At 63.5% G+C, this 26,041-nt stretch carries 26 protein-coding genes; 14 read left to right on the top strand and 12 right to left on the bottom strand.

What is annotated here, in order from left to right; translation table 11 throughout:
• The first annotated feature begins 26 nt into the window (after positions 1 to 26).
• From J2X09_RS12780 to nagZ, 14 genes are all read left to right on the top strand, one after another.
• The gene (locus tag J2X09_RS12780) at positions 27 to 491 is read left to right on the top strand and encodes a hypothetical protein (protein ID WP_204733720.1); all 465 of its coding nucleotides are present in this window, start codon (positions 27 to 29) and stop codon (positions 489 to 491) included.
• 34 nt (positions 492 to 525) lie between these two features.
• On the top strand, positions 526 to 1,167 hold the full coding sequence (rpoE, locus tag J2X09_RS12775; RefSeq protein ID WP_204733721.1) for an RNA polymerase sigma factor RpoE: 642 nt from the start codon (positions 526 to 528) through the stop codon (positions 1,165 to 1,167).
• Positions 1,168 to 1,233: 66 nt separating this feature from the next.
• On the top strand, positions 1,234 to 1,938 hold the full coding sequence (locus tag J2X09_RS12770) for a sigma-E factor negative regulatory protein (protein WP_204733722.1): 705 nt from the start codon (positions 1,234 to 1,236) through the stop codon (positions 1,936 to 1,938).
• 129 nt (positions 1,939 to 2,067) lie between these two features.
• A complete protein-coding gene (locus tag J2X09_RS12765) occupies positions 2,068 to 3,009 on the top strand; it encodes a MucB/RseB family sigma factor regulatory protein (RefSeq protein WP_310308433.1) in 942 nt (313 codons plus the stop codon).
• A 116-nt stretch (positions 3,010 to 3,125) separates the two neighbouring features.
• Positions 3,126 to 4,625, top strand: coding sequence for a Do family serine endopeptidase (locus J2X09_RS12760; RefSeq protein WP_310308432.1), 1,500 nt, complete (start codon positions 3,126 to 3,128; stop codon positions 4,623 to 4,625).
• Between the two features lie 512 nt (positions 4,626 to 5,137).
• Complete coding sequence (gene lepA / locus J2X09_RS12755) at positions 5,138 to 6,946, top strand: translation elongation factor 4 (RefSeq protein ID WP_204733724.1); 1,809 nt, start codon at positions 5,138 to 5,140, stop codon at positions 6,944 to 6,946.
• An 11-nt stretch (positions 6,947 to 6,957) separates the two neighbouring features.
• A complete protein-coding gene (lepB, locus tag J2X09_RS12750; RefSeq protein WP_310308430.1) occupies positions 6,958 to 7,923 on the top strand; it encodes a signal peptidase I in 966 nt (321 codons plus the stop codon).
• A 31-nt stretch (positions 7,924 to 7,954) separates the two neighbouring features.
• Positions 7,955 to 8,302 (top strand): DUF4845 domain-containing protein, encoded by a 348-nt coding sequence (locus tag J2X09_RS12745; protein WP_204733726.1) that lies wholly within the window; start codon positions 7,955 to 7,957, stop codon positions 8,300 to 8,302.
• 40 nt (positions 8,303 to 8,342) lie between these two features.
• Positions 8,343 to 9,065: a ribonuclease III gene (gene rnc, locus J2X09_RS12740; protein ID WP_204733915.1), complete on the top strand. Its 723-nt coding sequence runs from the start codon at positions 8,343 to 8,345 to the stop codon at positions 9,063 to 9,065.
• Positions 9,066 to 9,068: 3 nt separating this feature from the next.
• Complete coding sequence (gene era / locus J2X09_RS12735; RefSeq protein ID WP_310308427.1) at positions 9,069 to 10,091, top strand: GTPase Era; 1,023 nt, start codon at positions 9,069 to 9,071, stop codon at positions 10,089 to 10,091.
• Between the two features lie 36 nt (positions 10,092 to 10,127).
• Positions 10,128 to 10,943, top strand: coding sequence for a DNA repair protein RecO (gene recO, locus J2X09_RS12730; RefSeq protein ID WP_204733727.1), 816 nt, complete (start codon positions 10,128 to 10,130; stop codon positions 10,941 to 10,943).
• Entirely contained in the window at positions 10,940 to 11,713 is a 774-nt protein-coding gene (locus J2X09_RS12725) for a pyridoxine 5'-phosphate synthase (RefSeq protein WP_204733728.1), read from the top strand. The genes recO and J2X09_RS12725 overlap by 4 nt, the downstream gene beginning before the upstream one ends.
• A complete protein-coding gene (gene acpS / locus J2X09_RS12720; RefSeq protein WP_204733729.1) occupies positions 11,710 to 12,102 on the top strand; it encodes a holo-ACP synthase in 393 nt (130 codons plus the stop codon). Before J2X09_RS12725 ends, acpS begins: the two co-directional genes overlap by 4 nt.
• 22 nt (positions 12,103 to 12,124) lie before the next feature.
• Positions 12,125 to 13,219: a beta-N-acetylhexosaminidase gene (gene nagZ, locus J2X09_RS12715; protein ID WP_204733730.1), complete on the top strand. Its 1,095-nt coding sequence runs from the start codon at positions 12,125 to 12,127 to the stop codon at positions 13,217 to 13,219.
• 29 nt (positions 13,220 to 13,248) lie between these two features.
• Here the strand turns inward: nagZ and J2X09_RS12710 are convergent, their stop codons facing one another.
• The 12 genes from J2X09_RS12710 to leuC all read right to left on the bottom strand — a co-directional run bounded on the left by J2X09_RS12710 (position 13,249) and on the right by leuC (position 26,024).
• Positions 13,249 to 13,929 carry an LON peptidase substrate-binding domain-containing protein gene (locus J2X09_RS12710; RefSeq protein ID WP_204733731.1) on the bottom strand — a complete coding sequence of 227 codons (681 nt, stop codon included), beginning with the start codon at positions 13,927 to 13,929 and terminating at the stop codon, positions 13,249 to 13,251.
• Complete coding sequence (accD, locus tag J2X09_RS12705) at positions 13,926 to 14,804, bottom strand: acetyl-CoA carboxylase, carboxyltransferase subunit beta (protein WP_204733732.1); 879 nt, start codon at positions 14,802 to 14,804, stop codon at positions 13,926 to 13,928. Before accD ends, J2X09_RS12710 begins: the two co-directional genes overlap by 4 nt.
• 44 nt (positions 14,805 to 14,848) lie before the next feature.
• Positions 14,849 to 15,658, bottom strand: coding sequence for a tryptophan synthase subunit alpha (gene trpA / locus J2X09_RS12700; RefSeq protein ID WP_204733733.1), 810 nt, complete (start codon positions 15,656 to 15,658; stop codon positions 14,849 to 14,851).
• Complete coding sequence (trpB, locus tag J2X09_RS12695) at positions 15,655 to 16,923, bottom strand: tryptophan synthase subunit beta (protein ID WP_204733734.1); 1,269 nt, start codon at positions 16,921 to 16,923, stop codon at positions 15,655 to 15,657. The genes trpA and trpB overlap by 4 nt, the downstream gene beginning before the upstream one ends.
• Before the next feature lie 44 nt (positions 16,924 to 16,967).
• Positions 16,968 to 17,648 (bottom strand): phosphoribosylanthranilate isomerase, encoded by a 681-nt coding sequence (locus tag J2X09_RS12690; protein ID WP_204733735.1) that lies wholly within the window; start codon positions 17,646 to 17,648, stop codon positions 16,968 to 16,970.
• Positions 17,645 to 18,457 carry a tRNA pseudouridine(38-40) synthase TruA gene (truA, locus tag J2X09_RS12685; protein ID WP_204733736.1) on the bottom strand — a complete coding sequence of 271 codons (813 nt, stop codon included), beginning with the start codon at positions 18,455 to 18,457 and terminating at the stop codon, positions 17,645 to 17,647. The genes J2X09_RS12690 and truA overlap by 4 nt, the downstream gene beginning before the upstream one ends.
• Before the next feature lie 23 nt (positions 18,458 to 18,480).
• Positions 18,481 to 21,150, bottom strand: coding sequence for a FimV/HubP family polar landmark protein (locus tag J2X09_RS12680; RefSeq protein ID WP_204733737.1), 2,670 nt, complete (start codon positions 21,148 to 21,150; stop codon positions 18,481 to 18,483).
• A gap of 227 nt (positions 21,151 to 21,377) precedes the next feature.
• Entirely contained in the window at positions 21,378 to 22,505 is a 1,128-nt protein-coding gene (gene asd / locus J2X09_RS12675; RefSeq protein ID WP_204733738.1) for an aspartate-semialdehyde dehydrogenase, read from the bottom strand.
• Between the two features lie 77 nt (positions 22,506 to 22,582).
• On the bottom strand, positions 22,583 to 23,671 hold the full coding sequence (gene leuB / locus J2X09_RS12670) for a 3-isopropylmalate dehydrogenase (protein ID WP_204733739.1): 1,089 nt from the start codon (positions 23,669 to 23,671) through the stop codon (positions 22,583 to 22,585).
• 66 nt (positions 23,672 to 23,737) lie between these two features.
• On the bottom strand, positions 23,738 to 24,394 hold the full coding sequence (gene leuD / locus J2X09_RS12665; protein WP_204733740.1) for a 3-isopropylmalate dehydratase small subunit: 657 nt from the start codon (positions 24,392 to 24,394) through the stop codon (positions 23,738 to 23,740).
• 15 nt (positions 24,395 to 24,409) lie between these two features.
• Complete coding sequence (locus J2X09_RS12660; RefSeq protein WP_204733741.1) at positions 24,410 to 24,571, bottom strand: entericidin EcnAB; 162 nt, start codon at positions 24,569 to 24,571, stop codon at positions 24,410 to 24,412.
• 31 nt (positions 24,572 to 24,602) lie between these two features.
• Positions 24,603 to 26,024 (bottom strand): 3-isopropylmalate dehydratase large subunit, encoded by a 1,422-nt coding sequence (gene leuC / locus J2X09_RS12655; RefSeq protein WP_204733742.1) that lies wholly within the window; start codon positions 26,022 to 26,024, stop codon positions 24,603 to 24,605.
• Between the last annotated feature and the right edge of the window lie 17 nt (positions 26,025 to 26,041).

The raw sequence follows: 26,041 nt of genomic DNA, 5'->3' as shown, positions 1-26,041 counted from the left end.
GATCACGCCCTCTGTCAAGACTTCGCATGCACAGCGCCCCATCGGTCGTTTTTCCGGTGGGGCGTTGCATTTGGTACGGGGTGATATTTGCCGCGCTCGCGTTGCTTGGGGGCTGCGCGTTGGGCGCTTGGTGGTGGTTCAACGGATGGCAGTACGGTTTGCGGCCCGGCTTTGCCGGCGCCCTGCTGTGGACGGCGTGGGCATGCTTTGCCACCTGGACATGGCGCCGCGCTCCGGTTGGCCAACTGAAATGGAATGGTCCAGGCATGTGCGGGGACGATGTGTCCATGGGAAGCTGGCACTGGTACAGCGCGGCCTGTCCCGACGGCGCTGTGCTGCGCAGGGTGGAGTGGGTGCTGGATCTTCAAGTCGTGGCATTGCTGCGTTTGCACAATGCCGACGCCCTCGCGCGCTGGGTCTGGGTCGAGCGGGCCAGAGATCCTGCGCAATGGATGATGCTGAGGCGTGCGCTGACGGCAGGAAGCCGCTGATGCGTCTGGTACCCTGGGTTATATTTCCGCGCGCATGAATCCCGAAGATCACACCGCTCCGCCGCCGCCTGACAGTGACGTCATGCTGGTGCAGCGCACGCTTGCGGGCGAGCAGCGGGCATTCGAGATGCTGGTCGTCAAATACCAGCGGCGTGTGGAGCGCCTGATTGGGCGGATGGTGCGAGACGCCGACCTGGTTCAGGACATCGCCCAGGAAACCTTTATCCGTGCCTACCGTGCTCTGGCCCAGTTTCGCGGGGATGCCCAGTTCTACACCTGGCTGTACCGGATTGCGGTCAACACGGCCAAAAAGCAGTTGATGGAACTCAAGCGCGATCCGCTGGTCTTCCAGTCCCAGATGAAATCGGGCGAGGACGATGAAACTTCCGCCCCCGAACGTGAACTAAATTCGGGAGTGGCTGACACCGAAACGCCCGAAGCGGTGCTGGCCAGCAAGGAAATCGCCGAGGCGGTCAACGCCGCCATGGATGCGTTGCCCGAAGAGTTGCGCATGGCGATCACCCTGCGAGAGATCGAGGGCATGAGCTACGAAGAAATTGCCACGGCGCTGGAATGCCCGATCGGCACGGTGCGTTCCCGGATTTTTCGGGCGCGAGAGGCCATTTCGGGGCGCATCAAGCCGATGCTGGAGCGCCAGACAGGCAAACGCTGGTAGGAGAGGCAGGGCGCCGCCGAGACGGCGGTCCTATGGCCCACGAATTGGGAAGTCAGGAAATTCATCATGAATGCCGCACAAGTCAGTTTGAACGCCAAATCTCAGGAAACGGCCGCCATCATTGCTTCTGAGCAATGTGTGTCTTCCTTGGTGGATGGTGAGATCGGTACCGCGCAGTTGGCAGATCTGCTGTCCTCAGACGAGGGTCGAGAGGAGTTGCTGGGAAGCTGGCATGCCTACCATGTGATCGGCGACGTGCTGCGGGGTCACAGTGGCGTCATTTCAACCCGTGCGCCCTGCGACTTTCTGGCGGATGTGCGCGAACGCCTTCGGTTGGAGGCCGCACCCATTGTCCAACCCATGCCTGGCGTTCGCCATCCCCATGAGCCGGTCCAACCTGTAGCCTTGGTGCGAGGCACTGCCGCCAATGACGCCACCTTCCGCTGGAAGCTGGTGGCCGGCGTTGCCTCCCTGGCCGCGGTCATGGCGGTGAGTTGGACGGTGTTGAGTGGAGTCCCCCCGGCTGCGGGCGGGACGTCGGGTCCTCAGCTGGCGGCCGTGCCGACGGCGCCTGAGGCGGCAGAGCGTGTTGCGGCCCAGGTCACGACACCCTCAACTGCCGTGGTGGTGAATACCGGGCAAGGGACGTTGATCCGCGATGCCCGCCTGGAAGAATTGCTGGCTGAACACCGGCAGAACGGCAGCATGTCTGCCTTGCAGATGCCCACCGGCTTCATCCGGAATGCCACTTACGATGCCGCGGGACGCTGACGCACCATGACGCTCGTCCCGCTTTCGCCTTCCCCAAGTGCCGCGAGCAATCCTCGCTCGCGACTGCGTGGACGCCATGGTGTCCGCCACTGGAGTGCTGCGGCGCTTGTGGCGCTGGCGTCTGGTCTGATGGCGCCCGTGTATGGTCAGAATGCGTTGCCTTCGTCGACCACGCGCAGCGTCAACGAATGGCTGACCCGCATGCACGAAGCCTCGAACCAGCGCTCTTACATCGGGACTCTCGTGGTTTCTGCCGGAAGCGCCATGTCGGCTTCGAAAATCTGGCATGTCTGCGATGGTTCGCAGCAGATGGAGCGGGTCGACACCCTGACCGGTGCGCCCAGGACGACCATCCGGCGGAACAAGGAAGTCATCACCTTCGTGCCGGAGGCCAAAACGGCTTTCGTGGAGAAGCGCGATTCGCTGGGTATGTTCCCCGAGTTGTTGCGCACGCCCAGCAACCTGATTCCCCAGTTCTACAGCGCCCGGGAAGTGGGTGTGCAGCGCGTGGCGGGCCACCTGTCGGACATGGTTGAGATTCTTCCCAAGGACGAATTGCGCTTTGGCTACCGTATCTGGTCGGAGCGACAGACGGGCCTCGTGGTCAAGCTGCAGACGTTGGGCGAGCAGGGCGCAGTGGTGGAGCAGGTGGCGTTCTCCGAGTTGCAGCTCGATGCCCCCGTCAGCATGGACAAGTTGCACAAGCTGATGAAGGACACACGGGGCTATGAGGTTTACAAGCCCACGCTCAAGAAGACCACCGCTGAAGCAGAGGGCTGGCGTTTGAAGGAGCCTGTGCCGGGCTTCGCGGCCATGAGCTGCCATACCCGCGAGGCCTCTGGTGGTACTGGACAAACGTCCATGCAATGGGTGTTCTCTGATGGCTTGGCCTCGGTGTCACTCTTCGTCGAACCGTTCGACGCGCAGCGCCACGTTCAGGAGTCGTCAGCCGCGTTGGGTGCCACGAATTCAGTCAATCGACGCGTGGGCGAACACTGGCTCACCGTGGTGGGTGAAGTGCCTGCTGCCACGCTGCGCAGATTCGCGATGGCGTTGGAGAGAACGCGTTAAATGCGGGGCCGCTGTGGCCGCGCGTCGTTCCCTGCGTAGCACAGTTCGGGGGGGTTTCCTACCACATGCTTCTTTTTCGGTTGTCATTTCGTTTTGCGTACCTGTAAAGGATTTTCATGACGCACATTCCTGACGCGAAAGCGCCGCTGGCTGGCCTTTTGACAGCGACCGCACTGGCGGTGACCGGTTTTGTCCTTTCGATGCCCGCGGGCGCCCAGACCAGCGTCCCGACCGTTCCTCCTGCCGCCAGCGTTCGTGGTCTGCCCGACTTCACCGACTTGGTTGATCAGGTCGGGCCTTCGGTGGTGAACATCCGCACGATGGAGCGCGCCAGCAGGGACAGCTCGGGTGGCTCGGCACCGGATGAGCAGATGCTGGAGTTTTTCCGCCGCTTCGGTATTCCCATTCCTCCCGGTATGAACCCGCGCGGGCCACGCCAGGAGCGTGCGCCCTCCGAGGAGGCGCAGCCTCGTGGTGTCGGATCAGGGTTCATCCTGAGCGCAGACGGTCTCATCATGACGAACGCGCACGTCGTCGAAGGTGCTGATGAGGTGATCGTCACCCTGCCGGACAAGCGCGAGTTCAAGGCCAAGATCGTGGGTGCTGACAAACGCACCGATGTGGCGGTGGTGAAAATCGAGGCCACGGGCCTGACGGCCGTCAAGATCGGTGACATCAACCGCCTGCGCGTGGGTGAGTGGGTGATGGCCATCGGTTCTCCATTTGGACTGGAAAACTCGGTGACCGCGGGCATCGTGAGTGCCAAGCAGCGCGACACGGGTGACTTTCTGCCTTTCATCCAGACGGACGTGGCGATCAACCCCGGAAATTCAGGTGGCCCACTGATCAACATGCGTGGCGAGGTGGTGGGTATCAACAGCCAGATCTACTCGCGCTCCGGCGGTTTCCAGGGCATCTCGTTTGCCATCCCGATCGATGAAGCGGTGCGCGTGTCCGATCAATTGCGGACCAGTGGGCGTGTGACGCGAGGTCGTATCGGTGTCCAGATCGATCAGGTCAGCAAGGACGTCGCTGAATCCATCGGATTGGGCCAGTCCAAGGGCGCCTTGGTGCGTGGCGTCGAACCCAACTCTCCCGCGGCCAAGGCGGGCGTCGAGCCGGGCGACATCATCCTGAAATTCGATGGCAAGGACATCGACAAGTCGGTAGACCTTCCGAGACTGGTTGGCAATACCAAGCCCGGCAGCAAGAGCAGCATGACGGTCTTCCGACGAGGCAGTCAACGGGAGCTTTCCGTCATCGTGGCCGAACTGGAGCCCGAGCGCACGGAGGCCAAGGCGGCGACACCCGAGCCCACCAAGCCCCAGTCCAGCAATGCCCTGCAGGCACTTGGCCTGAGCCTGACCGAGCTGACGGCGGCGGACAAGAAGGAACTCAATCTCAAGGGGGGTGTGCGTATCGCGTCCGCCGACGGCGCCGCTGCGCGGGCCGGGTTGCGCGAAGGGGATGTCATCGTGGCGATCGCCAACAGCGAGATTGCCAGCGTGAAGGATGTTGAGGCCGCGCTGGCCAAGGTGGAGAAAGCCCGCCCCATCAATGTCCTGTTCCGGCGTGGTGAATGGGCCCAGTATGCGGTGATCCGCGCCTCGCGCTGACTTCGGGTCCGTGTGTCAATAACCCCCTGTCCCGATTGGGATTGGGGGTTATTTTTTGGGGTGGCCGATTCACCACACCGGGTTTTCCACAGTGCGGATATTTCTTGAGTGATGAATTGTTAGTGAATGCTCACAATCTTTGGATGTCTCATGACGGAATTCGCTAAAATGGCACCTATTCTGAACAGATTCCCGTGTTCATGCGCCACCTCGATCCACGATGTGGAAGTGGCACGAGAAGCCCCCATGTCATCCACAGACGGTGCACATGTTGCCCGCATTTTTCTGTGGATTATCTGTGAATAACTTTGACGTTGCTGCGCTGCAACAGGGTGACGACGCAGGTTCGGAGGTGTGCATTCCGGGCTTTTTGCCTACAATGAAACCCCAACTATCGCAGTTGCCATTGATTGTTGGTTACGGGCGCGTCAGCAGCTGACGCGCCCTTTTTTATGGCCGCACGTTCCTGTCCGAACCTGCGGTGTTCCTCTCGTGCCGAGCCGCTTTTCCTGATGAAACACATCCGCAATTTTTCGATCATCGCGCACATCGACCATGGCAAGTCCACCCTCGCTGATCGCATCATTTCCTTGTGCGGGGGATTGTCTGACCGTGAGATGAGCGAGCAGGTGCTCGACTCCATGGACATCGAGAAAGAGCGCGGCATCACCATCAAGGCGCAGACGGCGGCGCTCCGCTACAAGGCGCGCGACGGGCAGGTCTACAACCTCAATCTGATCGATACCCCGGGGCATGTCGACTTCTCCTACGAGGTTTCCCGATCGCTGTCCGCATGCGAAGGCGCGTTGCTGGTGGTGGATGCCAGCCAGGGCGTGGAGGCCCAGACCGTGGCCAATTGCTACACCGCGCTGGATCTGGGCGTGGAAGTGGTGCCCGTGCTGAACAAGATGGATCTGCCCAACGCTGATCCCGACAACGCCAAACGCGAAATCGAGGACGTGATCGGTATCGATGCCACCGATGCCATCCCCTGCTCGGCGAAGACAGGCATGGGGGTCGAAGACATTCTCGAAGCGGTGGTCGCGCGAATCCCCTCGCCCAAGGGGCAGCCCGACGCGCCCTTGCGGGCCATGATTGTCGACAGCTGGTACGACGCCTATGTGGGGGTCGTGATGCTGGTGCGTGTGGTCGATGGACGTCTGCTCAAGGGCGAGCGCATCAAGATGATGGCGACCAACACCGTCTACAACGCCGACAACCTGGGTGTCTTCACGCCCGCCAACGAAGCGCGCGAGTCGCTGGAAGCTGGCGAGGTGGGCTACATCATCGCCGGCATCAAGGAGCTGCAGGCGGCGAAGGTGGGTGACACCATCACGCTGGAAAAGAAGCTGCCCAACAACGCCGGCCCGGCCGCAGAAGCGTTGCCCGGTTTCAAGGAGGTGCAGCCCCAGGTGTTCGCGGGCCTGTACCCGACCGAGGCCAACCAGTACGATGCCTTGCGGGACGCGCTGGAAAAGCTCAAGCTCAACGACGCATCGTTGCACTATGAGCCTGAAGTCTCACAGGCGCTCGGATTCGGTTTCCGTTGCGGTTTTCTGGGGCTCCTGCACATGGAGATCGTGCAGGAGCGGCTGGAGCGCGAGTTCGACCAGGATCTCATCACCACCGCGCCGAGCGTGGTCTATCAGGTGGTCAAACCCGATGGCGAGGTCATCATGGTCGAGAACCCGTCCAAGATGCCTGACCAGGGGCGTATCGAGGAGATTCGCGAGCCGATCGTGACGGTGCACCTTTACATGCCCCAGGAATATGTGGGGGCGGTGATGACGCTGGCCAACCAGAAGCGTGGCCTGCAGATCAACATGGCGTACCACGGCAAGCAGGTCATGCTGACCTATGACATGCCGCTGGGCGAGATCGTGCTGGACTTTTTCGACAAGCTGAAATCGGTCAGCCGTGGCTATGCATCCATGGACTATGAATTCAAGGAGTACCGGGCGTCCGATGTGGTGAAGGTGGACATCCTGCTCAACGGCGAGAAGGTGGACGCCTTGTCCATCATCGTGCACCGCACCCAGGCACAGTACCGGGGCCGGGCGGTTGCAGCCAAGATGCGTGAGATCATCAGCCGCCAGATGTTCGACGTCGCCATTCAGGCGGCCATCGGCGGTAACGTGATCGCCCGGGAAACCATCAAAGCGCTGCGCAAGAACGTGCTGGCAAAATGCTACGGCGGTGACATCACGCGCAAACGCAAACTCCTCGAAAAACAGAAAGCAGGCAAGAAGCGCATGAAACAGATCGGTTCCGTTGAAGTGCCCCAGGAGGCTTTTCTCGCCATTTTGCAGGTGCAAGACTGATGCAGGCGATCATGGGAACGATCACTGCGGTGATCCTGGCGGCGTTCGCTGCGTACGCGGGCGCCTGGTACACCGGTGTGGTGGAGGGCAATTTCGCTGTCCTGCTGATGCTGGCCACGGTAGTGACGGGCATTTACTGGGTGATCGAAAAGCTCGTTTTCCTGCCGCGCCGCCGCCGCGCTGCACAGCAGTTGCTGGATGAACACAACGTCCGCAAAGAAGCCTTGCTCAAGCAGGGGTTCACGCACATCGAGGGCGATGTGGAGAACGCGCGCCAGAAACTGCTGGCCCAGCCCTGGTGGCTGGATTGGACCGCCGGCCTGTTTCCGGTGATTCTTGCTGTCTTTGTGCTGCGCTCCTTTCTGTTCGAGCCCTTCAAGATACCGTCTGGCTCCATGATCCCCACATTGCGGGTGGGTGATCTCATACTGGTCAACAAATTCCACTATGGAGTGCGGATGCCCGTGTTCAACACCATGCTCTTCGAGAATCACAAGCCGCAGCGCGGCGATGTGATGGTGTTCCGCTATCCGCCGCAACCCAGTCTGGATTACATCAAGCGAGTGATCGGGGTGCCGGGCGACGAGGTCGCCTACCTGAACAAGCAGATCACCGTGAACGGCAAGCCGGTGCCACGCGTGGCACAGCCCGAATTCTTCGACAGCGAGACCATGCGTTACGCGCGCCAGTTCCGCGAAACCCTGGACGCGCGAAGCTATAACACCCTCAACGACGATGACCGCCCTGCATTCATCCAGGGCACCACGGAGTTCCCCTTCAGCAATGCTTGCCGCTACACCGTCGAAGGTGTGACCTGCAAGGTGCCTGAAGGTCACTATTTCATGATGGGTGACAATCGCGACAACTCCCTGGATTCGCGCTATTGGGGCTTCGTGCCCGAGGCGAATATCGTGGGCAAGGCCTTTTTTGTCTGGATGAACTTCGGGGATCTCGGCCGCATCGGGTCGTTCGAGTGATTCAGCAGTTTGGTTTCAAGGGGATGAACAGATGAAGCTGAAGCGACAACAACGGGGCCTGACTTTCGTGGGCTTGCTGATCGTGGGCATCCTGCTGGCGTACACAGGCGTCATCCTGGCGCAGGTGGCCCCAACATATGTTGAGTTTCTTGCCGTGCAGAAGGCCGTCGACAAGGCGGCCGCAGGCAGCACGGTTGCGGAAGTCCGAAGCATCTTCGACAAGGCCGCGCAGATTGACGACATCACCAGCATCTCCGGCAAGGACCTCACGGTGGGCAAGACGGGTGATCGCGTGGTGGTGTCGTTTGCTTATCCGCGCGAAATTCATCTGGTCGGACCGGCCTTTCTGGTCATGAAGTACGAAGGCCGTTCCAAGTGACTGCCATAGACGGGCGGCGCCCTGGCGGGCGCTGGTGCCATTGAGCCCCGAATTGCTCGCGCTTCAGAAGCGCCTTCAGCATCCGTTCGCCAACCCGCGCCTGCTGGAGCGTGCGTTGACGCATCGCAGCTTCACGTCCGACCACAACGAGCGGCTGGAGTTTCTGGGTGATTCCGTGCTCAGCCTCGCCATTTCCGGCCTGCTGTTCGAGAAGCTCAATCAGCTGCCCGAGGGGGATCTGTCGCGCGTGCGGGCCAATCTGGTCAAGCAGGACACCTTGTTCCGCATTGCCGGCGAACTGGGTCTTTCCAATTGCTTGCGCCTGGGCGACGGTGAAAAGCGTTCCGGAGGACACAAGCGGCCCTCCATCCTGGCCGACGCGCTGGAGGCTGTGATCGGTGCCGTCTATCTCGACGCGGGTTTCGAGGTGGCTGCCGCTCTGGTCCAGCGGCTGTTCAGTGGCATCGAACTCAACGCGCAGATGAGTGCCATGGGCAAGGATCCGAAGACCGAATTGCAGGAGTGGCTGCAGGCGCGCAAAATGAAGCTGCCGTCCTACCGGGTGGTGGCCACCCTGGGTGAGGCACACAAGCAGACCTTCGATGTGGAATGCACCGTCATGGAGACGGGGCACAGCGAACGGGGTATCGGTGCATCGCGGCGGGCCGGTGAGCAAGCCGCCGCCGCCGCCATGCTGCAACATCTGACCCCCGGAAATCCGGCTTCTCCATCGGTGGTGCCCCGCACCCCCCAGTCCTCCTGATTCATGCCAGACCCTTCTGCCCAGTCTCCTGCCAACCCCGACCTGGACGCCATGCTGGCCAAGGTGCTGGGCAAGGACACGGCGCCTGCTCCCGGCGCTCCGGACGCTCCTGCTCGTCCATCGGCGGACATCGAGGTGGACCCTTCGGCACAGCGGTGCGGGTTTGTTGCCATCATCGGCAAGCCCAATGTCGGCAAGTCCACCTTGCTCAATGCGCTTGTGGGACAGAAGGTGAGCATCACCTCGCGCAAGGCGCAGACGACACGCCACCGCATCACGGGCATCCGCACCGTTGGGCCGACGCAGTTCGTCTTCGTGGACACGCCAGGTTTCCAGACCCGTCATGGCAACGCGCTCAACCGGGCCTTGAACAAGACCGTGCTGGGAGCGGTCAACGATGTCGACCTCATTCTTTTCGTGGTCGAGGCAGGCCGTTTCAATCTGGCCGATGCCAAAGCGTTGTCGGCCTTGCCGCCCAAGGTGCCCGTCATGCTGGTCGCCAACAAGTTCGATCTGGTGCACCGCCGGGGTGATCTCGCACCGTGGCTGCGCTCCATGCAGGAGCGCCACCCCTTCGCCGAGTTCGTGCCGATGTCGGCCAAGGCACCCAGGGACATCCAGCGTCTCTTCGCGATCTGCGAGAAGTACCTGCCCCAGCAACCCTGGATGCACGACCCGGATGATCTGACGGACCGCAGCGAGCGCTTCATGGCCAGTGAAATGGTGCGCGAAAAGCTGTTCCGGCTGACGGGCGACGAGCTGCCGTACACGTCCACTGTGGTCATCGACAAGTTCGAGGAGGAAGGCGCGCTCAGGCGCATTGCCGCCACGATCGTGGTCGAACGCGAGGGGCACAAGGGCATGGTGATCGGTGAAAAGGGTGAAAAGCTCAAGCGCATCGGCACCGAGGCACGCCAGGAGCTGGAGAAGCTCTGGGACTGCAAGGTGTTCTTGGAGCTCTGGGTGAAGGTGCGCTCGGGCTGGGCGGACGACGACGCACGCGTGCGATCGTTCGGCTACGAATAAGCCCGCCCCACCCCCACGTCGGCAAGGCCGGATGGCATGGCCCTGAAACGTTTCTCTGACGAACCCGCCTTCGTCCTGCACCGTTACGACTGGAGCGAGACGAGTCTGGTGCTGGAGGTCTTCACACGCCGCCATGGCCGCATTGCCATGGTGGCCAAGGGGGTGAAGCGACCCACTTCCCAGTTTCGCCCTGTGCTGTTGCCTTTGCAGCCTCTGCTCGTGTCCTGGAGCGGTGATGCGGAGGTGCGTACGCTCAAGGCCGCACACTGGCAGGGAGGGCACGTCATGCCCACTGGCGATGCGCTGATGTCGGGCAGCTACCTCAACGAACTGCTCATGCGTCTGCTGGCCCGCGATGACCCTCACGAGCGGCTGTTCGGCCACTACGCTGCGGCCGTGCAACTGCTCGCGGAAAGAGGTGATGCGCAGCCGCTCATCCTGCGCGCGTTCGAGCTGCTGCTGCTGCGCGACGTGGGCCTCCTGCCCGACCTCGGCCAGGAGAGCAACACGCTGGCCGAACTCCATCCACAGCGCCGATATGTGCTGGTGCCGGAGAGCGGCCTGGCCCCTTCAGGGGTGGACGATCCGCATGCGCTCACGGGCGAACAGTGGCTGGATCTCCAGGCCGCGATGGATGAGCCTGCACCCTTTATTCCGACCCTGCGTGCCTGCGCGGCCTGCCTGCAAGCGGTGCGTGTGCCTTTGCGCAACCTGCTGCACTACCATTGCGGCGTGCGCGTGTTCAAGACCCGCCAGTTGATGCTCGACGTGCAAGCCATGACGCGGCCGCCAAGGCCTGTGGGTGGTGATGCAGTCCCTTCAGACAATCTTCCTGCCGCGACCGAATCATGACCGAGGCCTCCCGCTCCCCGCTTTCCAGGACCGCCCTGTCGGTGAATCTCAACAAGGTGGCTCTGGTGCGCAACACGCGGCATCTGGGCATTCCTTCGGTCACGAGGGCTGCAACGCTGTGCCTCGAGGCCGGTGCACATGGCATCACGGTGCACCCCCGACCAGATGAACGCCACATTCGGGCGCACGATGTGCACGACCTCGCGGCGCTGCTCAAGGCATGGCCTGACTGCGAGTTCAACATCGAAGGCAACCCGTTCCACAACCTCATGGGTTTCGTGCGTGAACTGCGGCCACAGCAAGTCACCTTCGTGCCCGACAGTGAGGGGCAATTCACCAGCGACCACGGATGGAGTTTTCCCGCCGATGCCGACCGCCTGCGTCCTGTCATTGCGCAGGCCCGCGAGCTGGGCGTGCGTGTGAGCCTGTTCATGGATGCCGATCCGGCTCAGATGGCCGCCGCCAGGGCCGTGGGGGCGGATCGGGTCGAGCTCTATACCGAGCCCTACGCCGCCGCGTGGCACACCTCCCGGCGTGATGAGCAGCTGCAGCGATTCAAGGCGGCTGCACAGGCCGCACTGGACGCCGGCCTGGGGGTCAACGCGGGGCACGATCTCAATCGGGAGAATCTCACGGCTTTCGTGCGCACCGTGCCGGGCGTGGCGGAGGTTTCCATTGGTCATGCCCTGATTGCAGACGCGCTGGAGCTCGGTTACAGCGCGACGATTGCCGACTACAACCGCTGCATCAACGACGCCTTCGCTTCATGATCTACGGCATCGGAACCGACATCTGCGACATCCGGCGCATCGAAGCCGTGCTGGAGCGCCAGGGCGAGCGTTTCGTGCGCAAGGTGCTGAGCGATGCCGAGATTGTCGTCTGGCAAAAGCGCAGCGCGCGCTGGCCTCAGCGCGGCATGCGGTTCCTTGCCACCCGTTTTTCGGCCAAGGAAGCTTTCTCCAAGGCGATCGGCCTGGGCATGCGCATGCCGATGACCTGGCGAGGCTGCGAGATAGGCAACCTGCCCAGCGGTCAGCCCGTCATCGTGTTGCACGGTGAACTCAAAACCTGGTTCGAGTCGCAAGGATTGCGTGCCCATGTCACCGTGACCGACGAATCCGACTACGCCGCCAGTTTCGTGGTGGTGGAGCGCGACTGAGCGACGTCTTCAGAACGACCCCATGCATTCACACGCACCTCTCATCATCGACGTGGCCGGACACAGCCTCACTACCCTGGATCGCCAACGCCTGGCGCATCCGTTGGTGGGTGGCGTGATCCTGTTCGGACGCAACTGGAACGACCGTGGACAACTCACTGCGCTGTGCCGGCAGATCAAGGCAGTCCGGCAGGACTTGCTCGTCGCGGTGGACCACGAAGGTGGCCGTGTGCAGCGTTTCCGCACGGACGGTTTCACGCACGTGCCACCCATGGCCGCGTTGGGCGAGATGTGGCTGCGCGGTTCCAGAGCCGGCGACGCAGACGGTGCGGCGGCATTGCGGGCCATGAACGCGGCGACCGCCGCGGGTTTTGTGCTGGGCGCTGAGCTGCGTGCCTGCGGCGTGGACCTTACTTTCGCACCGGTGCTGGACCTCGATCATGGGGAGAGCTCCGTGATCGGAGATCGCGCTTTCGGGCGCGACCCGCGCATGGTGACCGTGCTCGCGCAGGCGGTGATGCACGGCCTGTCGCAGAGCGGCATGGCCCATTGCGGCAAACATTTTCCGGGCCATGGCTTCGTCAAGGCCGATTCGCATCTGGCGATTCCGGTGGACCACCGAAGCCTGAAAACCATTCTCGCCGATGATGCAGCCCCCTATGGCTGGCTTTCAGCCAGCCTCCAGGCAGTGATGCCTGCTCATGTCATCTATTCCAGGGTGGACAAGCGCCCGGCCGGTTTCTCGGCCTATTGGTTGCAAGACATTCTTCGGCACCGCCTCGGTTTCACGGGTGCGATCTTCAGCGACGATCTCAGCATGGCGGCGGCGCGCCAGATCGAGGGGCGTGAGGTCAGCTTTACCGATGCCGCGCTGGCTTCGCTGGACGCGGGCGGTGACATGGTCTTGCTCTGCAACCAGTCGGTGGTGGCGGGAGGGGCGCCGATCGATGAGGCGATCGACTCGCTGTCCCGGGCCGTACTGGAAGGGCGCTGGACACCCAGTGCTGCCAGTGAAGAGCGACGCCTAGCGTTGTTACCGCGCGCGCCAGCGCCGGAATGGGCGGCATTGATGGTCAATGAGCGCTACATGCTCGCGTTGTCTCTGCTCCCAGGCTGACCACGGCGAACGCCCTGCCAGAAAGCACCTCAGCGGTCGAGGCCGAGTTTCTCGAGCAGGTCCGAGACCAGCTCCAGCCGCAGCAGCGGGCTGTCGAGCACCATGAGGCGCTGTTTGAGTTCGGCCGGTGCTGGCAACAATTCGGCCCAGCGGTTCGCCACCCAGCCGCTGTCGTCCCATTGGTACGGTGGTCGCAACGGCAGCTGCTCCAGGCTGCGCGCGTCGCGCTCCTGCAGGTTCTGCAGCAGGCGCTGCAAACGGTCACGGGTGTGGGCCAGGTGCTCCGGTACCGGTACGACCGCCTCGGGTTCGTCCAGTTGCACGTCCGCCACCCACAGGCCAAGAGGCAACTGGTTGCGACGCTGCACATGGAACCGCTGCAGGCCTTTGCACTGAATCATCATCAGGCCGGGCTGGGGTCTCCCCAGGCTTTCGATCTGTGCCAGGGTGCCCACAGGATGAAACACCTCTTTCGCGAAGCCATCGCCGCCCGGTGGGGCATTAGGGTCAGCGCGCCGCACCTCACTGCCCTCGCTCAGGCAGACCACTCCGAAGGGCGCGCCGGTCCTGTGGCAGCGGCCAATCATGTCAAGGTAACGCACCTCGAAGATGCGCAAAGGGAGCCAACCCCCTGGGTACAGAACCGTTTGAAGCGGGAACAGCGGGAGCTGTGAGAGTGTGAGCGCCTCAGCCCCAGGCGTGGAACTCAATCGTCGACCACCGCATCGGCGCTCTGGCGTTGCAGCATGGCCAGCGTGTTGGCCACCGATGCACGCAGTTCACGGCGGTCGCAGATGAAGTCCACCGCACCCTTGGTTTGCAGGAACTCGGCGCGCTGGAAGCCCTCGGGCAGCTTCACACGGACGGTGTTCTCGATCACCCGCGGACCGGCAAAGCCGATCAGCGCCTTGGGTTCGGCGATCACCACGTCCCCCACGAAAGCGAAGCCGGCACTGACACCCCCCATGGTCGGGTCGGTCAGCACGCTGATGTAGGGCAGGCCCTTCTTGGCCAGACGGGTCAGTGCGGCATTGGTCTTGGCCATCTGCATGAGCGAGAGCAGGCCTTCCTGCATGCGGGCGCCACCGGTCGCCGTGAAGCAGACGAAAGGCACCTTCTGTGCGATGGCTTCTTCGACGCCGCGCACGAAGCGCTCGCCGACCACCGAGCCCATGGAACCGCCCATGAAGTCGAATTCGAAACAGGCGACGACCACGCTGAGGCCGTGCACCGCCCCGCCCATGACAACGAGTGCATCGGTCTCGCCGGTGGTTTCCAGCGCGTCCTTGAGGCGTTCAGGGTACTTGCGGCTGTCCTTGAATTTCAGCGCATCGACTGGCAGCACTTCCTGCGCGATCTCGTAGCGGCCTTCGGCGTCCAGGAACGCATTGAGGCGCGCGCGCGCGCCGATGCGGTGGTGGTGGCTGCAATGCGGGCAGACGTTCTGATTCTTTTCCAGATCGTTCTTGTAGAGCACCGCTTCGCAGCTTGGGCACTTGATCCACAGGCCTTCGGGCACGCTGCGGCGCTCCGTTGGGTCGGTGGGAGTGATCTTGGGGGGAAGCAGTTTTTCTAGCCAGGACATGGTGTTTCTCCGTGCGGCGGCACCAGGGCGGGCGCCACCGTGAATTATGCGTCGAGTGCTTTCCGGATGGTGCGAAGGAACTGGATGGCCACCGCCACCACTTTCTCGTGCGGCTCGTTCTCCAGAAGCTGGATGATCTTGCTGCCGATCACGACCGCGTCGGCGGACTGGCCGATGGCGCGAGCGGTTTCGGCATCGCGGATGCCGAAACCCACGCCCACCGGCACGCTCACATGCGAGCGGATGCGCGGCAGCATGGCCTCGACCTGGCCCACGTCCAGCGTGCCCGCGCCGGTGACGCCCTTGAGCGACACGTAGTACACATAACCGCTGGCCACCCGTGCCACCTGCGCCATGCGCTCGTCGGTGGAGGTGGGGGCGAGCAGGAAGATCAGGTCCATCCCGTGTTCGCGGAGTGAAGCGGCGAACTCCTCGCATTCCTCGGGCGGGTAGTCGACGATCAGCACGCCGTCCACGCCTGCGGCACTGGCGTCGCGCACGAAGGCACCTGCCCCGTGCTTCTGGTCGTAGCGCTCCACCGGGTTGGCATAGCCCATGAGCACCACCGGCGTGGTGTCATTGCGTTCGCGGAAGCTGCGCACCATCGCCAACACCTGCGTCATGCCGATACCCAGTGCGAGCGCGCGATCGCCTGCCTTCTGGATGACCGGGCCGTCGGCGGAGGGGTCAGAGAAAGGCACGCCGAGCTCGATGATGTCGGCGCCGGCTTCGGCCATGCCGTGCATCAGGTCCGGCGTGATGTCGGCGAACGGAAAGCCCGCCGTGACATAGGGGATCAAGGCTTTGCGATTCCCCGCCTTGAGCCGGGACAGGGTTTTTTCGATGCGGCTCATTGGGAAGCCCCCCCCTTCACGGTATGCCCGCGCATGGAAGGTCTGTCATAAAAGTCCACGCCAGACAGGTCGGCCACGGTACCGATGTCCTTGTCGCCACGGCCAGACAGGTTGACCAGGATGGATTGTTCCAGCTTCATGGTGCGGGCGAGCTTGAGGGCGTATGCCACTGCGTGGCTCGACTCCAGCGCGGGAATGATGCCCTCGGTGCGGCACAGCAGATGGAAGGCCTGGAGTGCCTCAGTGTCCGTGATGCCCACGTACTCGGCGCGGCCGATGTCCTTCAGGAAGGCGTGCTCGGGGCCCACTCCGGGGTAATCCAGCCCGGCGCTGATGCTGTGGGTTTCGGTCACCTGGCCGTTGTCGTCCTGCAGCACATAGGTGCGGTTGCCGTGCAGCACGCCCGGGCTGCCTTTCTGCAGGGAGGCGGAATGTTTGCCGCTTTCCAGGCCTTCCCCGGCCGCCTCCACGCCAATGAGCCGTGTGTTCTCGTAAGGGATGTAGGGATGGAAGATGCCCATGGCATTGCTGCCGCCGCCCACGCAGGCGATCACCGCATCCGGTTGTTCGCCTTTGCAGCCGGCAGTCGCCAGCATCTCAGGGACCTGCACGATGCATTCCTCGCCGATCACGCTCTGGAAGTCCCGCACCATCATGGGGTACGGGTGAGGGCCCGCCACAGTGCCGATGATGTAGAAGGTGTTGTCCACATTGGCAACCCAGTCGCGCATGGCTTCATTCAGGGCGTCCTTCAGCGTCTTGCTGCCCGATTCCACCGGCACCACCGTGGCACCGAGCAGCTTCATGCGGTAGACGTTCGGGCTCTGACGCTTCACGTCTTCGCTGCCCATGTACACCACGCATTCCAGGCCATAGCGTGCGCAGATGGTCGCCGTGGCCACGCCGTGCTGGCCAGCACCCGTTTCTGCAATGACGCGCGGCTTGCCCATGCGGCGGGCCAGCATGGCCTGGCCGATGGTGTTGTTCACCTTGTGTGCGCCGGTGTGGTTGAGGTCTTCCCGCTTCAGGAAGATCTGCGCGCCGCCCGCCTCGCGGCTCATGCGCGCGGCGTGGTACACCGGACTGGGCCGGCCGACGAAGTGGGCCAGTTCGCTCTTGAATTCGGCCAGGAATTCTGGGTCGCGCTGGTACCTGGCGTACGCTGCCTTGAGTTCGTTGATCGCGTGCGTGAGCGTCTCGCTCACGAAGCTGCCGCCGTAGATGCCGAAATGGCCTCGGGCGTCGGGTTGCTGATAGGTCTGCATGGTGTTTCCGGTGGGATGGCCCGCCTGACCCAGGCAAACCGGGGTCAGCTCGAGCGGGAGTTCTGCGCATCGGCCGCCCGTACAGCGGCCACGAAGGCGAGCATCTTGTCGGGGTCCTTGATGCCTTTGGCGGCTTCGACCCCCGAGCTCACGTCAACGGCCCAGGGCCGCACGCGCGTGATGCCATCGGTCACGTTTGCAGGCGTGAGTCCACCAGACAAAACGAGGCGAGAGCTGGCGTTTAGAAGTGGATGTGACCAAGGGAATGCTGTCCAGTCGAAGGATTGACCGCCGCCGCCGTAACCGTCGACCAGGGCGTCGAGCAGGATGGCCTGGGCGGCAGCGTGTTCCGTGGCGTATTTTAGGAGATCGAAGCCCGCTGCGGCAGGGCCCGTCGGAATGCGCGCCGCGCGCAGGTAGGGCCGACGCGCGGCCTGGCATTCGGCATCGGTTTCATCGCCATGGAACTGCAGAAGTGCCTGGGGCACTGCGTCGCAGGCGGTCCGTATCTGGTCGAGGCCTGCGTTGACGAACAAGAGCACCGGGGTGACAAAGGGTGGCAGTCGGCGCGCCAGTTCGCCAGCCCGTTGTGCCGTGACATGGCGCGGACTCTTTTCATACAGGACGAAGCCCACGGCATCGGCCCCTGTATGGACGGCCGCGTCCACATCGACCTCGCGGGTGAGGCCGCAGATCTTGATGCGCGTGCGGTGAAGAGGGGTCATGGCAACCAGTCGAAGGCGGGCGTGCGCTCTGGCAGGCCAAAGGTCGCATCGTAGACCGGCCCGAGAAAGTACAGACCGTCAGGGGAAAAGGTGGGGGCTGCGGCGTCACGGCTGCGGGCCTGCAGCACCTCGGTCATCCAGGCCGCAGGGCGGTTGCCTGCACCGATCGCGATCAGACAGCCCATGATGTTGCGGATCATGTGATGCAGGAACGCCGAGGCCTCGAACTCAAAACGCCAGTAGTCTCCTCGACGAGCGATGTCCACGCGCATCAGGTGCTTGACGGGCGAATGGGCCTGGCATTGTGCAGCGCGGAAAGAGGTGAAGTCGTGTTCACCGACCAGAGCCTGTGCCGCCTGGACCATGGGTTCGAGCGCCAGCGGCCTGAAGACCCATCCCACCTGTCCGGCATCCACGCTGGGCCGGACGGGCGACTCGAGCAGCACATAGGCGTAGCGCCTTGAGCGCGCGCTGGCGCGGGCATGAAAGCTGCCGGGTACGTGCCGGGCCCACTGAACTGCAATGTTGTCGGGCAGAAAACTGTTGGTGCCGCGCACCCAGGCGTTTTCCGCGCGTTCGAGTGGCGTGTCGAAATGAACCACCTGCATGAGGCCGTGCACGCCGGCGTCGGTGCGGCCGGCGCACAGCGTTTTCACCGGGTCCTGGGCGCTGAATTGCGTCAGCGCGCGCTCCAGATGGTCCTGTACCGTGCGGCCTCCCGGCTGGCTCTGCCAGCCATCGTAGGCGCGGCCGTTGTAGCTCACGCCCAGCGCGACGCGGGTGCGGCTGGGCTCCGTGAGAGGGGGCAAAGGGGCGGGCCGGGCGCGGCGCGTCAGGCCAGATCGGCCAGGAACGTGCCGGCCTTGGCCTTGAGCGTGCCGGACGCTTCGGCAAGCACCTCCTCCGCCAGCGAACGCGCTCCTTCGAAGTCGCCAATGGCGCGGAATTCTTCCGCCAGGGACAGCTTGGTCTCCAGCGGGTTTTCTTCCGTGAGGCGGCCTGCGGACGTGGACTCGTCTTCCACGGGGGGCGTGTTCAGATCCAGGTTGATGTTGTTCAGGTCGAACGACATCATCTCGGGGGCGGCGGGGGCAGGGTCCTGCCGGCTCTCGTCGGCAGGTGTGTCCAGGCCGATGATGGGGCCGTCATCGAAAGCCAGTGCGTCGACGCTCGGCGGCGGCGTGAGATCCATGGTCGGCATCGGCTCAGGCGTGTGTTCCTGCAGTGGCGCCGGGCCGGAGGGGAAGTCGAGGTCGAAGTCCATTGACATCGAGGACGGTGCGCCTTCCTTCTCATCGGCAGGCGCACGGGTCAGTTCGTCGGTGCTCTTGAGGTCGTCCAGGCTGGACATCTCGGCTTCGGGCGCAACGTGTGCGGAAGCCGGAGAGGGCACGTTGGCGGGTTCGTCGAGCGAGAAGTCAAGATCCAGGTCTAGGTCGCCCATGCCAGATGCTGCGCCCGATTTGCCCGTTTCTGTCAGGGTGCTGGCACCGAAAGGCATGGTGTTCAGGCCCGCGCCAGCGATGCCGGCGGTGGCTGCCACCTTGATGGCGGGGGCGCCACCGGGTTGGTACAAGGGGTTGGACGGATCCAGTTCCTTCCCGAGTTCGCAGGCATGCTCCCACTCCGGGCCCTGGCCTTGTGTCAGGCCGTAAGCTTCGGTCGCGACCACTTCGAACGCACGCGCATCGCGTCGCTTGGCGTAGATTTCCAGCAGCTTGTTGTGGATGGCCACGCGCGTCGGGGTGCTGCGCATGGCTTCCTTGAGGATTTCCTCGGCCTGCAAGTCGCGACCGTAGGCCAGGTAGACGTCGGCTTCTGCCACAGGGTCCACGTCGCCCGCAGCGTCCAGCTGGCTGGGTGAATACACCATGGACGAGCCAGAGGCCACGGATTCTGCGGTGTCGATCCGCTGTCCACCACTGGAACCGAAGAACGAATCCGGCTGCAGGCGGCTTTCCAGGAAAGAGCTGTCGACGTTCGAGCCGTTCTTGCGTTGGCGCATGCGGTAGAGCCCAAAGCCTGCCAGGAGCGCCAGCAATCCGCCGGCCAAAGGCATCAGCAGCGGGTTGTCGCGCAATTGGTCGAAGAACGAGGGCTCATCCGGCAGCGGGGTGGGCACCGGCAGCGGTGGCTTGACCGGTGCAGGCGTCGTCGAGGCCGGCGCCTCGGCTGCAGGCGGTTCGGCCGGGGCCGGTGCCGGTGCGGGGGCTTCTGCTGCTGGCGCGGCAGGAGCGGGCGCCGCTTCCGTCGGGGCCGGGGCCGTGGGCACGGTCACGCTGGGTGCGGGCGTGGTTGCAGCGGGCGCGGCCGGGGCTGCGGGAGCAGGTGCTGGCGCGGCGGGTGCCGGTGCGCTGCCAGAACCCAGTTTTGACAGTTCTTCGATGTTTCTGGAGAGCTCGGCCACGCGCGAGGAGGATTCCTGCGCCTGGCGCTCTTTGGCAATTCGCTCTTCGTTGGCCGCCTGACCCGGTGCGCCCTCCTTCGACAAGGTCAGCTTGTCGGCGGCGGGCGCTGCAGGCTTGGCGTCCTTGACTTCTGTCTGCACCTGACCGGCGGCTTGCCGATCCGCTGCAGCAACGCCGGCTTCGGGAGCGCTGCCTGCAAGACGGCGTCGGAATTCGTTGAAATCCCGGCTCTGGGCCGTGATGGTCTGGCGGGCCTCACTCTGCGGAATGGCGCTGGCTTCTGCGGCGCTGGGCAAGTCGAGCACCACGCCGGAACGCATGCGGTTGACATTGCCAGAAATGAAGGCGTTCGGGTTCTGCCGCAGCATGGCCACGAGCATCTGGTCCAACGATACGTTGGCGGGTTTGTTGGCGGCGGCAATGGCGCCAGCTGTATCGCCCGACTGCACACGCACCTGCCCACCGCCTGCTGCGCTCGGGGCCGGAGCTGGGGCTGCTGGTGTCGGCGGCGCCACCGGGCTCGGGGCGGGCGCCACGGCACGGGGCGGTTGGACTTGGGGCTGCACGGCGCTGGGTGCAGGTGCCGGACGTGGTGCCTGCGCGGACGGGGCCGGGGCACTGACGCCGGGAGCAACTGGTGCCGGTTGAGGTGCGGCGGCGCGAAGATTGGGTGGATCGAAGAGCAGGGTGTAGTCGCGGACCACGCGTCCGGATGACCAGTTGGCCTCGACGATGAGGTCGACAAAGGGTTCGGTGACGGGACGCGAACTCGTCAGGCGCAGGTACGCACGGCCATCAGGGCGTCGCTGCAGGCTGATCTGCAGGTTGGCCAGCACAGGGTTGACATCCACCCCGGCAGCACGGAAGGTATCACCTGATGCCAGGCCCACACGCAGGCTGGCCGCTTCCTCGGCATTGATATCGGGCACATCGATTTCCGCCCGCAGGGGCTCACCGAGAGCAGACTGCACCACCACACGACCAAGTGCCAGGGCCTGCGCATCCGGGTGATGGGCCAGGCTCGCGCACAGCAACGCTGCCGCAGCGACCGCATGCAGCCGGGCGAGGCCGCGTAAACCAGCACTTTGTTGCACTTGGCGGCTCTGTTGGGATGGCGTGTAGCGGGAGTTGGATGGCACTTTGACCTCGACGTAAAAAACCGAGAATTGACCTTAACATCAACGCATTACAGTGACAAGCTGAGAATCCGCTTGAGTTTCTTCACCGGTCATCTCCCGTTACTGGGCGGACGCCCGCGTTGCAGTGGCGCAACGTGAGCGACCCTTCACATACACGTCCCTGATACACGCACCGATGGTGCTCAGGCTTCCAGCAGGATGCGAAGCATGCGACGCAGTGGTTCGGCTGCGCCCCAGAGCAACTGGTCGCCAATGGTGAACGCACCCAGGTATTCGGGACCCATGGCCAGCTTGCGAATGCGGCCCACCGGGATTGTCATGGTGCCCGTCACCGCCACTGGCGTCAGATCCTGAATGGTTGCCTCGCGCGTGTTGGGCACCACTTTCACCCAGGCGTTGTCCGCCGCGATCATGCCTTCGATATCGGCCAGCGGCACGTCCTTCTTGAGCTTGAAGGTGAGCGCCTGGCTGTGGCAGCGCATGGCGCCCACCCGCACACAGAAGCCGTCCACGGGAATGGCGGCGCTGTTGAAGCCTTCGCCCATGCCCAGGATCTTGTTGGTCTCGGCCATGCCCTTCCACTCTTCCTTGGACATGCCGTTGCCCAGATCCTTGTCGATCCAGGGGATGAGCGAGCCGCCCAGGGGAACGCCGAAGTTGGCGGTCTCGGCGCCGGTGAGAGAGCGTTGCCTGGCAATAACCTTGCGGTCGATTTCCAGGATGGCGCTCTTGGGGTCGTCCAGCAGGGACTTCACTTCCGCATTGAGCGTGCCGTACTGCGTGAGCAGTTCGCGCATGTGTTGCGCACCGCCGCCGGATGCGGCCTGGTAGGTCTGCGTGCTCATCCATTCGACGAGCCCGGCCTTGTACAACGCGCCCACACCCATGAGCATGCAGCTCACGGTGCAGTTGCCGCCGATCCAGTCCTTGCCGCCATGGGCCAGCGCGTTCTGGATGACAGGCAGGTTCACCGGGTCCAGGACGATGACCGCCTTCTTGTCCATGCGCAAGGTGGACGCAGCGTCGATCCAGTGGCCGTTCCATCCGGCCGCGCGCAGCTTGGGATAGACCTCGCTGGTGTAGTCGCCGCCCTGTGCGGTGATCACGATGTCGCAGCGCTTGAGCGCTTCGATGTCGTGTGCATCCTGCAGCACGGTTTCGTTTTTCGCCATGGCAGGGGCCTTGCCGCCCGCGTTCGAGGTGGAGAAAAACAGGGGTTCGATCAGGTCGAAGTCGCTTTCCGCGACCATGCGGTCCATCAGCACGGACCCAACCATGCCGCGCCAGCCAACAAGTCCTACGAGTTTCATGTCAACGCCCTTCAGTTAAAAAACCGTTTTGCCCCGGCTCGTCTGGCCGGGAAGGGGCGTGACGAACCGGAGCTGTATCAGCCCTTGGTAATGGTTTTGGTGATGGCGGCCACGACGGCATCGCCCATGCCGCGGGTGCTCACCTTGGTCGTGCCCTCAGACCAGATGTCCGTGGTGCGCAGACCGGACGCAAGCACGCTGCTGACCGCACGTTCAATGCGGTCGGCGGCTTCGGTCTGGTTGAAAGTGAATCTGAGCATCATGGCAGCGGACAGTATTGTAGCCAGAGGATTGGCCAGGTTCTTGCCCGCGATGTCCGGCGCGCTGCCGTGGCTGGGTTCGTACAAGCCCTGGTTCTTCGTGTTCAGGGATGCCGAGGGCAGCATACCGATCGAACCGGTGAGCATGGACGCCTCGTCGGAGAGGATGTCACCGAACATGTTGCCGGTGACCACCACGTCGAATTTCTTGGGTGCGCGCACCAGTTGCATGGCCGCGTTGTCCACATACATGTGCTCGAGTTCCACGTCCGGGTACTGGGCGTGCACTTCGGTGACGACGTCTTTCCAGAACTGGAAGGTTTCCAGGACGTTGGCCTTGTCGACACTGGTCACCTTCTTGTTGCGTTTGCGCGCGGCCTGGAACGCCACGTGCGCAATGCGCTCGATCTCGGGCTTGCTGTAACGCATGGTGTCGAAGGCTTCTTCCGCGCCGGGGAAGTGCCCGTCGGTGGCGGTGCGCCGGCCGCGAGGCTGGCCGAAGTAGATGTCACCGGTCAGCTCGCGGATGATGAGGATATCCAGCCCGGCGATGAGTTCGGGTTTGAGGCTGGAGGCGCCCACCAGTTCGGGATAGCAGATGGCCGGGCGAAAGTTGGCGAACAGTCCGAGGTGCTTGCGCAGGCCGAGGATTGCCTGTTCCGGCCGCAGGGGGCGATCCAGCTTGTCGTACTTCCAGTCGCCCACGGCGCCGAACAGCACCGCATCCGCGTCCATGGCCAGCTTCAACGTGGATTCTGGCAGTGGATGGCCATGGGCCTCGTAAGCTGCGCCACCGACGAGGGCGGATTCCATTTCGATGGGCAACTCGAGCGCCTGGAGAACGCGGACGGCTTCGGCGACGATTTCGGTGCCGATACCGTCACCTGGAAGAACTGCGATTTTCATGTGATGTGCGGTGGGTACCCCGGGCGCAATGCGATACGGGGGGACTCAGGAAAGGCGAGGGGGCGTTCAGGCGTTGGCCGTCATCGTGTGCGCCAGCCAGGGCTTGGTTGCCATGCGCTCGGCTTCGAACGCGGCGATCTTGTCCTTGTAGCGCAAGGTGAGGCCGATATCGTCCAGACCATTGAGCAGGCAGTATTTGCGGAACGCCTGCACGTCAAAGGGAATTTCCTCTCCCTGCGGCTTGACGACCACCTGACGTTCCAGATCGATGGTGAGCTGGTAACCAGGGAAGGCTGCGACCTCGTCGAACAGCTGTGCCACCTGTTCTTCGGACAACTGGATCGGCAGCAGGCCATTCTTGAAGCAGTTGTTGAAGAAGATGTCGGCGTAGCTCGGCGCAATGATCGCGCGGAAGCCGTACTGATCGATGGCCCAGGGCGCGTGTTCGCGGCTGGAGCCGCAGCCGAAGTTCTTGCGCGCCAGCAGCACCGACGCGCCGGCGTAGCGCGGCTGGTTGAGCACGAAGTCGGGGTTGGGCTTGCGGCTGGCCGGGTCTTGCCCCGGCTCGCCCTTGTCGAGGTAGCGCCACTCGTCGAACAGATTGGGCCCGAAGCCGGTCTTGCGGATCGACTTGAGGAACTGCTTGGGAATGATCGCGTCGGTGTCGACGTTCTCGCGGTCCATCGGGGCCACGAGGCCCTTGTGGAGGGTGAATTTCTGCATGTTGGTGGGCGTCTTTTACTTGGCGACTTCCTGGACTTTTTCGCCAGCTCTTTCGATGCCCTTGCCAGCGGCCTGTCCCACTTCCTTGGCGTCCTGCTTGACACCGGACCAGGTGTTGCAGGCAGCCAGCGTCAGCGAGAGGGCGAAGGCGGCAGCAATGACGGCAATGCGTTTCATGTGAGTCTCCTGAGGTGGTTTCGGTTGGGGGTCAAGCGAAGGTGCGCACGTCCACGAAGTGGCCGTGCACGGCCGCCGCAGCGGCCATGGCGGGGGAAACGAGGTGTGTGCGCCCACCAGCGCCCTGGCGGCCTTCGAAGTTGCGGTTGCTGGTCGAGGCGCAGCGCTCGCCAGGTTCGAGCCGGTCGGCGTTCATGGCCAGGCACATGGAGCAGCCGGGCTCGCGCCATTCGAAGCCCGCTGCCTTGAAGATTTCGTGCAGGCCTTCGCGCTCGGCCTGGGCCTTGACGAGGCCGGAGCCCGGTACCACCAGCGCCAGCTTGACGTTTCTGGCCACCTTCTGCCCCAGCTTCTTCACCACGGCCGCAGCTTCCCGCATGTCTTCGATGCGGCTGTTGGTGCAGGAGCCGATGAAGACCTTATCGATGAAGATGTCATTGAGGGGTTTGCCCGGCGACAGGTCCATGTAGGTGAGGGCGCGTTCGATGGCACCCCGCTTGTTGGCATCCTTCTCCCGGTCGGGGTCGGGGACCGTGCCATCGATGCCCAGCACCATTTCAGGCGAAGTGCCCCAGGTGACCTGCGGCACGATCTGTGTGGCATCGAGTTCGACCACGGCGTCGAATTTCGCGTCGGCGTCGGAGTGCAGCGTTTTCCAGTAGGCCACGGCCTGGTCCCACTCCACTCCCGTGGGCGAAAGGGGCCGGCCTTTCACGTAGTCAATGGTCTTGTCGTCCACCGCCACCAGGCCCGCGCGAGCGCCGCCTTCGATGGCCATGTTGCACACCGTCATGCGGCCTTCCATGCTCAGCGCACGGATCGCGGAGCCGCCGAATTCGATGGTGTAACCCGTGCCACCTGCGGTGCCGATCTTGCCGATGATGGCCAGCACGATGTCCTTGGCCGTGCAGCCCTTGGCGAGCTGGCCTTCCACACGCACCAGCATGTTCTTGGCCTTTTTCGCAAGCAAGGTCTGGGTGGCAAGCACGTGCTCCACCTCGCTGGTGCCGATGCCATGGGCCAGGGCGCCGAACGCGCCATGGGTGGACGTGTGGCTGTCGCCGCACACCACGGTCATGCCCGGCAGCGTGGCGCCGTTCTCCGGGCCGATCACATGCACGATGCCCTGGCGCTTGGACATGAACGGGAAAAAGGCGGCGGCACCAAATTCCGCGATGTTGCTGTCCAGCGTGGTGATCTGTTCCTTGCTGATCGGATCGGTGATGCCGTCGTACCCGAGTTCCCAGCCGCTGGTGGGGGTGTTGTGGTCGGCCGTGGCCACCACCGAGCTCACACGCCAGACCTTGCGCCCAGCCTGGCGCAGACCTTCGAAGGCCTGCGGGCTGGTGACTTCGTGGACCAGGTGGCGGTCAATGTAGAGCACGGACGTGCCGTCCTCCTCGGTATGGACAACGTGTTCGTCCCAGATCTTGTCGTAGAGCGTGCGTGGCATGGCTTTGGCTTTTCGTG

It is taken from the genome of Hydrogenophaga laconesensis (assembly GCF_031457235.1).
GTDB classification, from domain to species: Bacteria; Pseudomonadota; Gammaproteobacteria; order Burkholderiales; family Burkholderiaceae_C; genus Hydrogenophaga; species Hydrogenophaga laconesensis.
This window is presented reverse-complemented; position numbering and strand designations above follow the sequence as displayed.

What these genes read in the sequence shown, in the direction of transcription:
- leuB (WP_204733739.1), bottom strand. Translation starts at nt 23,671, where the DNA reads ATGAAAATCGCAGTTCTTCCAGGTGACGGTATCGGCACCGAAATCGTC.
- rpoE (WP_204733721.1), top strand. Translation starts at nt 526, where the DNA reads ATGAATCCCGAAGATCACACCGCTCCGCCGCCGCCTGACAGTGACGTC.
- lepA (WP_204733724.1), top strand. Translation starts at nt 5,138, where the DNA reads ATGAAACACATCCGCAATTTTTCGATCATCGCGCACATCGACCATGGC.
- J2X09_RS12760 (WP_310308432.1), top strand. Translation starts at nt 3,126, where the DNA reads ATGACGCACATTCCTGACGCGAAAGCGCCGCTGGCTGGCCTTTTGACA.
- accD (WP_204733732.1), bottom strand. Translation starts at nt 14,804, where the DNA reads ATGTCCTGGCTAGAAAAACTGCTTCCCCCCAAGATCACTCCCACCGAC.
- era (WP_310308427.1), top strand. Translation starts at nt 9,069, where the DNA reads ATGCCAGACCCTTCTGCCCAGTCTCCTGCCAACCCCGACCTGGACGCC.
- J2X09_RS12725 (WP_204733728.1), top strand. Translation starts at nt 10,940, where the DNA reads ATGACCGAGGCCTCCCGCTCCCCGCTTTCCAGGACCGCCCTGTCGGTG.
- trpB (WP_204733734.1), bottom strand. Translation starts at nt 16,923, where the DNA reads ATGCAGACCTATCAGCAACCCGACGCCCGAGGCCATTTCGGCATCTAC.
- J2X09_RS12745 (WP_204733726.1), top strand. Translation starts at nt 7,955, where the DNA reads ATGAAGCTGAAGCGACAACAACGGGGCCTGACTTTCGTGGGCTTGCTG.
- trpA (WP_204733733.1), bottom strand. Translation starts at nt 15,658, where the DNA reads ATGAGCCGCATCGAAAAAACCCTGTCCCGGCTCAAGGCGGGGAATCGC.
- J2X09_RS12660 (WP_204733741.1), bottom strand. Translation starts at nt 24,571, where the DNA reads ATGAAACGCATTGCCGTCATTGCTGCCGCCTTCGCCCTCTCGCTGACG.
- J2X09_RS12690 (WP_204733735.1), bottom strand. Translation starts at nt 17,648, where the DNA reads ATGACCCCTCTTCACCGCACGCGCATCAAGATCTGCGGCCTCACCCGC.
- J2X09_RS12765 (WP_310308433.1), top strand. Translation starts at nt 2,068, where the DNA reads ATGGCGCCCGTGTATGGTCAGAATGCGTTGCCTTCGTCGACCACGCGC.
- nagZ (WP_204733730.1), top strand. Translation starts at nt 12,125, where the DNA reads ATGCATTCACACGCACCTCTCATCATCGACGTGGCCGGACACAGCCTC.
- leuD (WP_204733740.1), bottom strand. Translation starts at nt 24,394, where the DNA reads ATGCAGAAATTCACCCTCCACAAGGGCCTCGTGGCCCCGATGGACCGC.
- recO (WP_204733727.1), top strand. Translation starts at nt 10,128, where the DNA reads ATGGCCCTGAAACGTTTCTCTGACGAACCCGCCTTCGTCCTGCACCGT.
- lepB (WP_310308430.1), top strand. Translation starts at nt 6,958, where the DNA reads ATGGGAACGATCACTGCGGTGATCCTGGCGGCGTTCGCTGCGTACGCG.
- J2X09_RS12770 (WP_204733722.1), top strand. Translation starts at nt 1,234, where the DNA reads ATGAATGCCGCACAAGTCAGTTTGAACGCCAAATCTCAGGAAACGGCC.
- J2X09_RS12780 (WP_204733720.1), top strand. Translation starts at nt 27, where the DNA reads ATGCACAGCGCCCCATCGGTCGTTTTTCCGGTGGGGCGTTGCATTTGG.
- acpS (WP_204733729.1), top strand. Translation starts at nt 11,710, where the DNA reads ATGATCTACGGCATCGGAACCGACATCTGCGACATCCGGCGCATCGAA.
- leuC (WP_204733742.1), bottom strand. Translation starts at nt 26,024, where the DNA reads ATGCCACGCACGCTCTACGACAAGATCTGGGACGAACACGTTGTCCAT.
- asd (WP_204733738.1), bottom strand. Translation starts at nt 22,505, where the DNA reads ATGAAACTCGTAGGACTTGTTGGCTGGCGCGGCATGGTTGGGTCCGTG.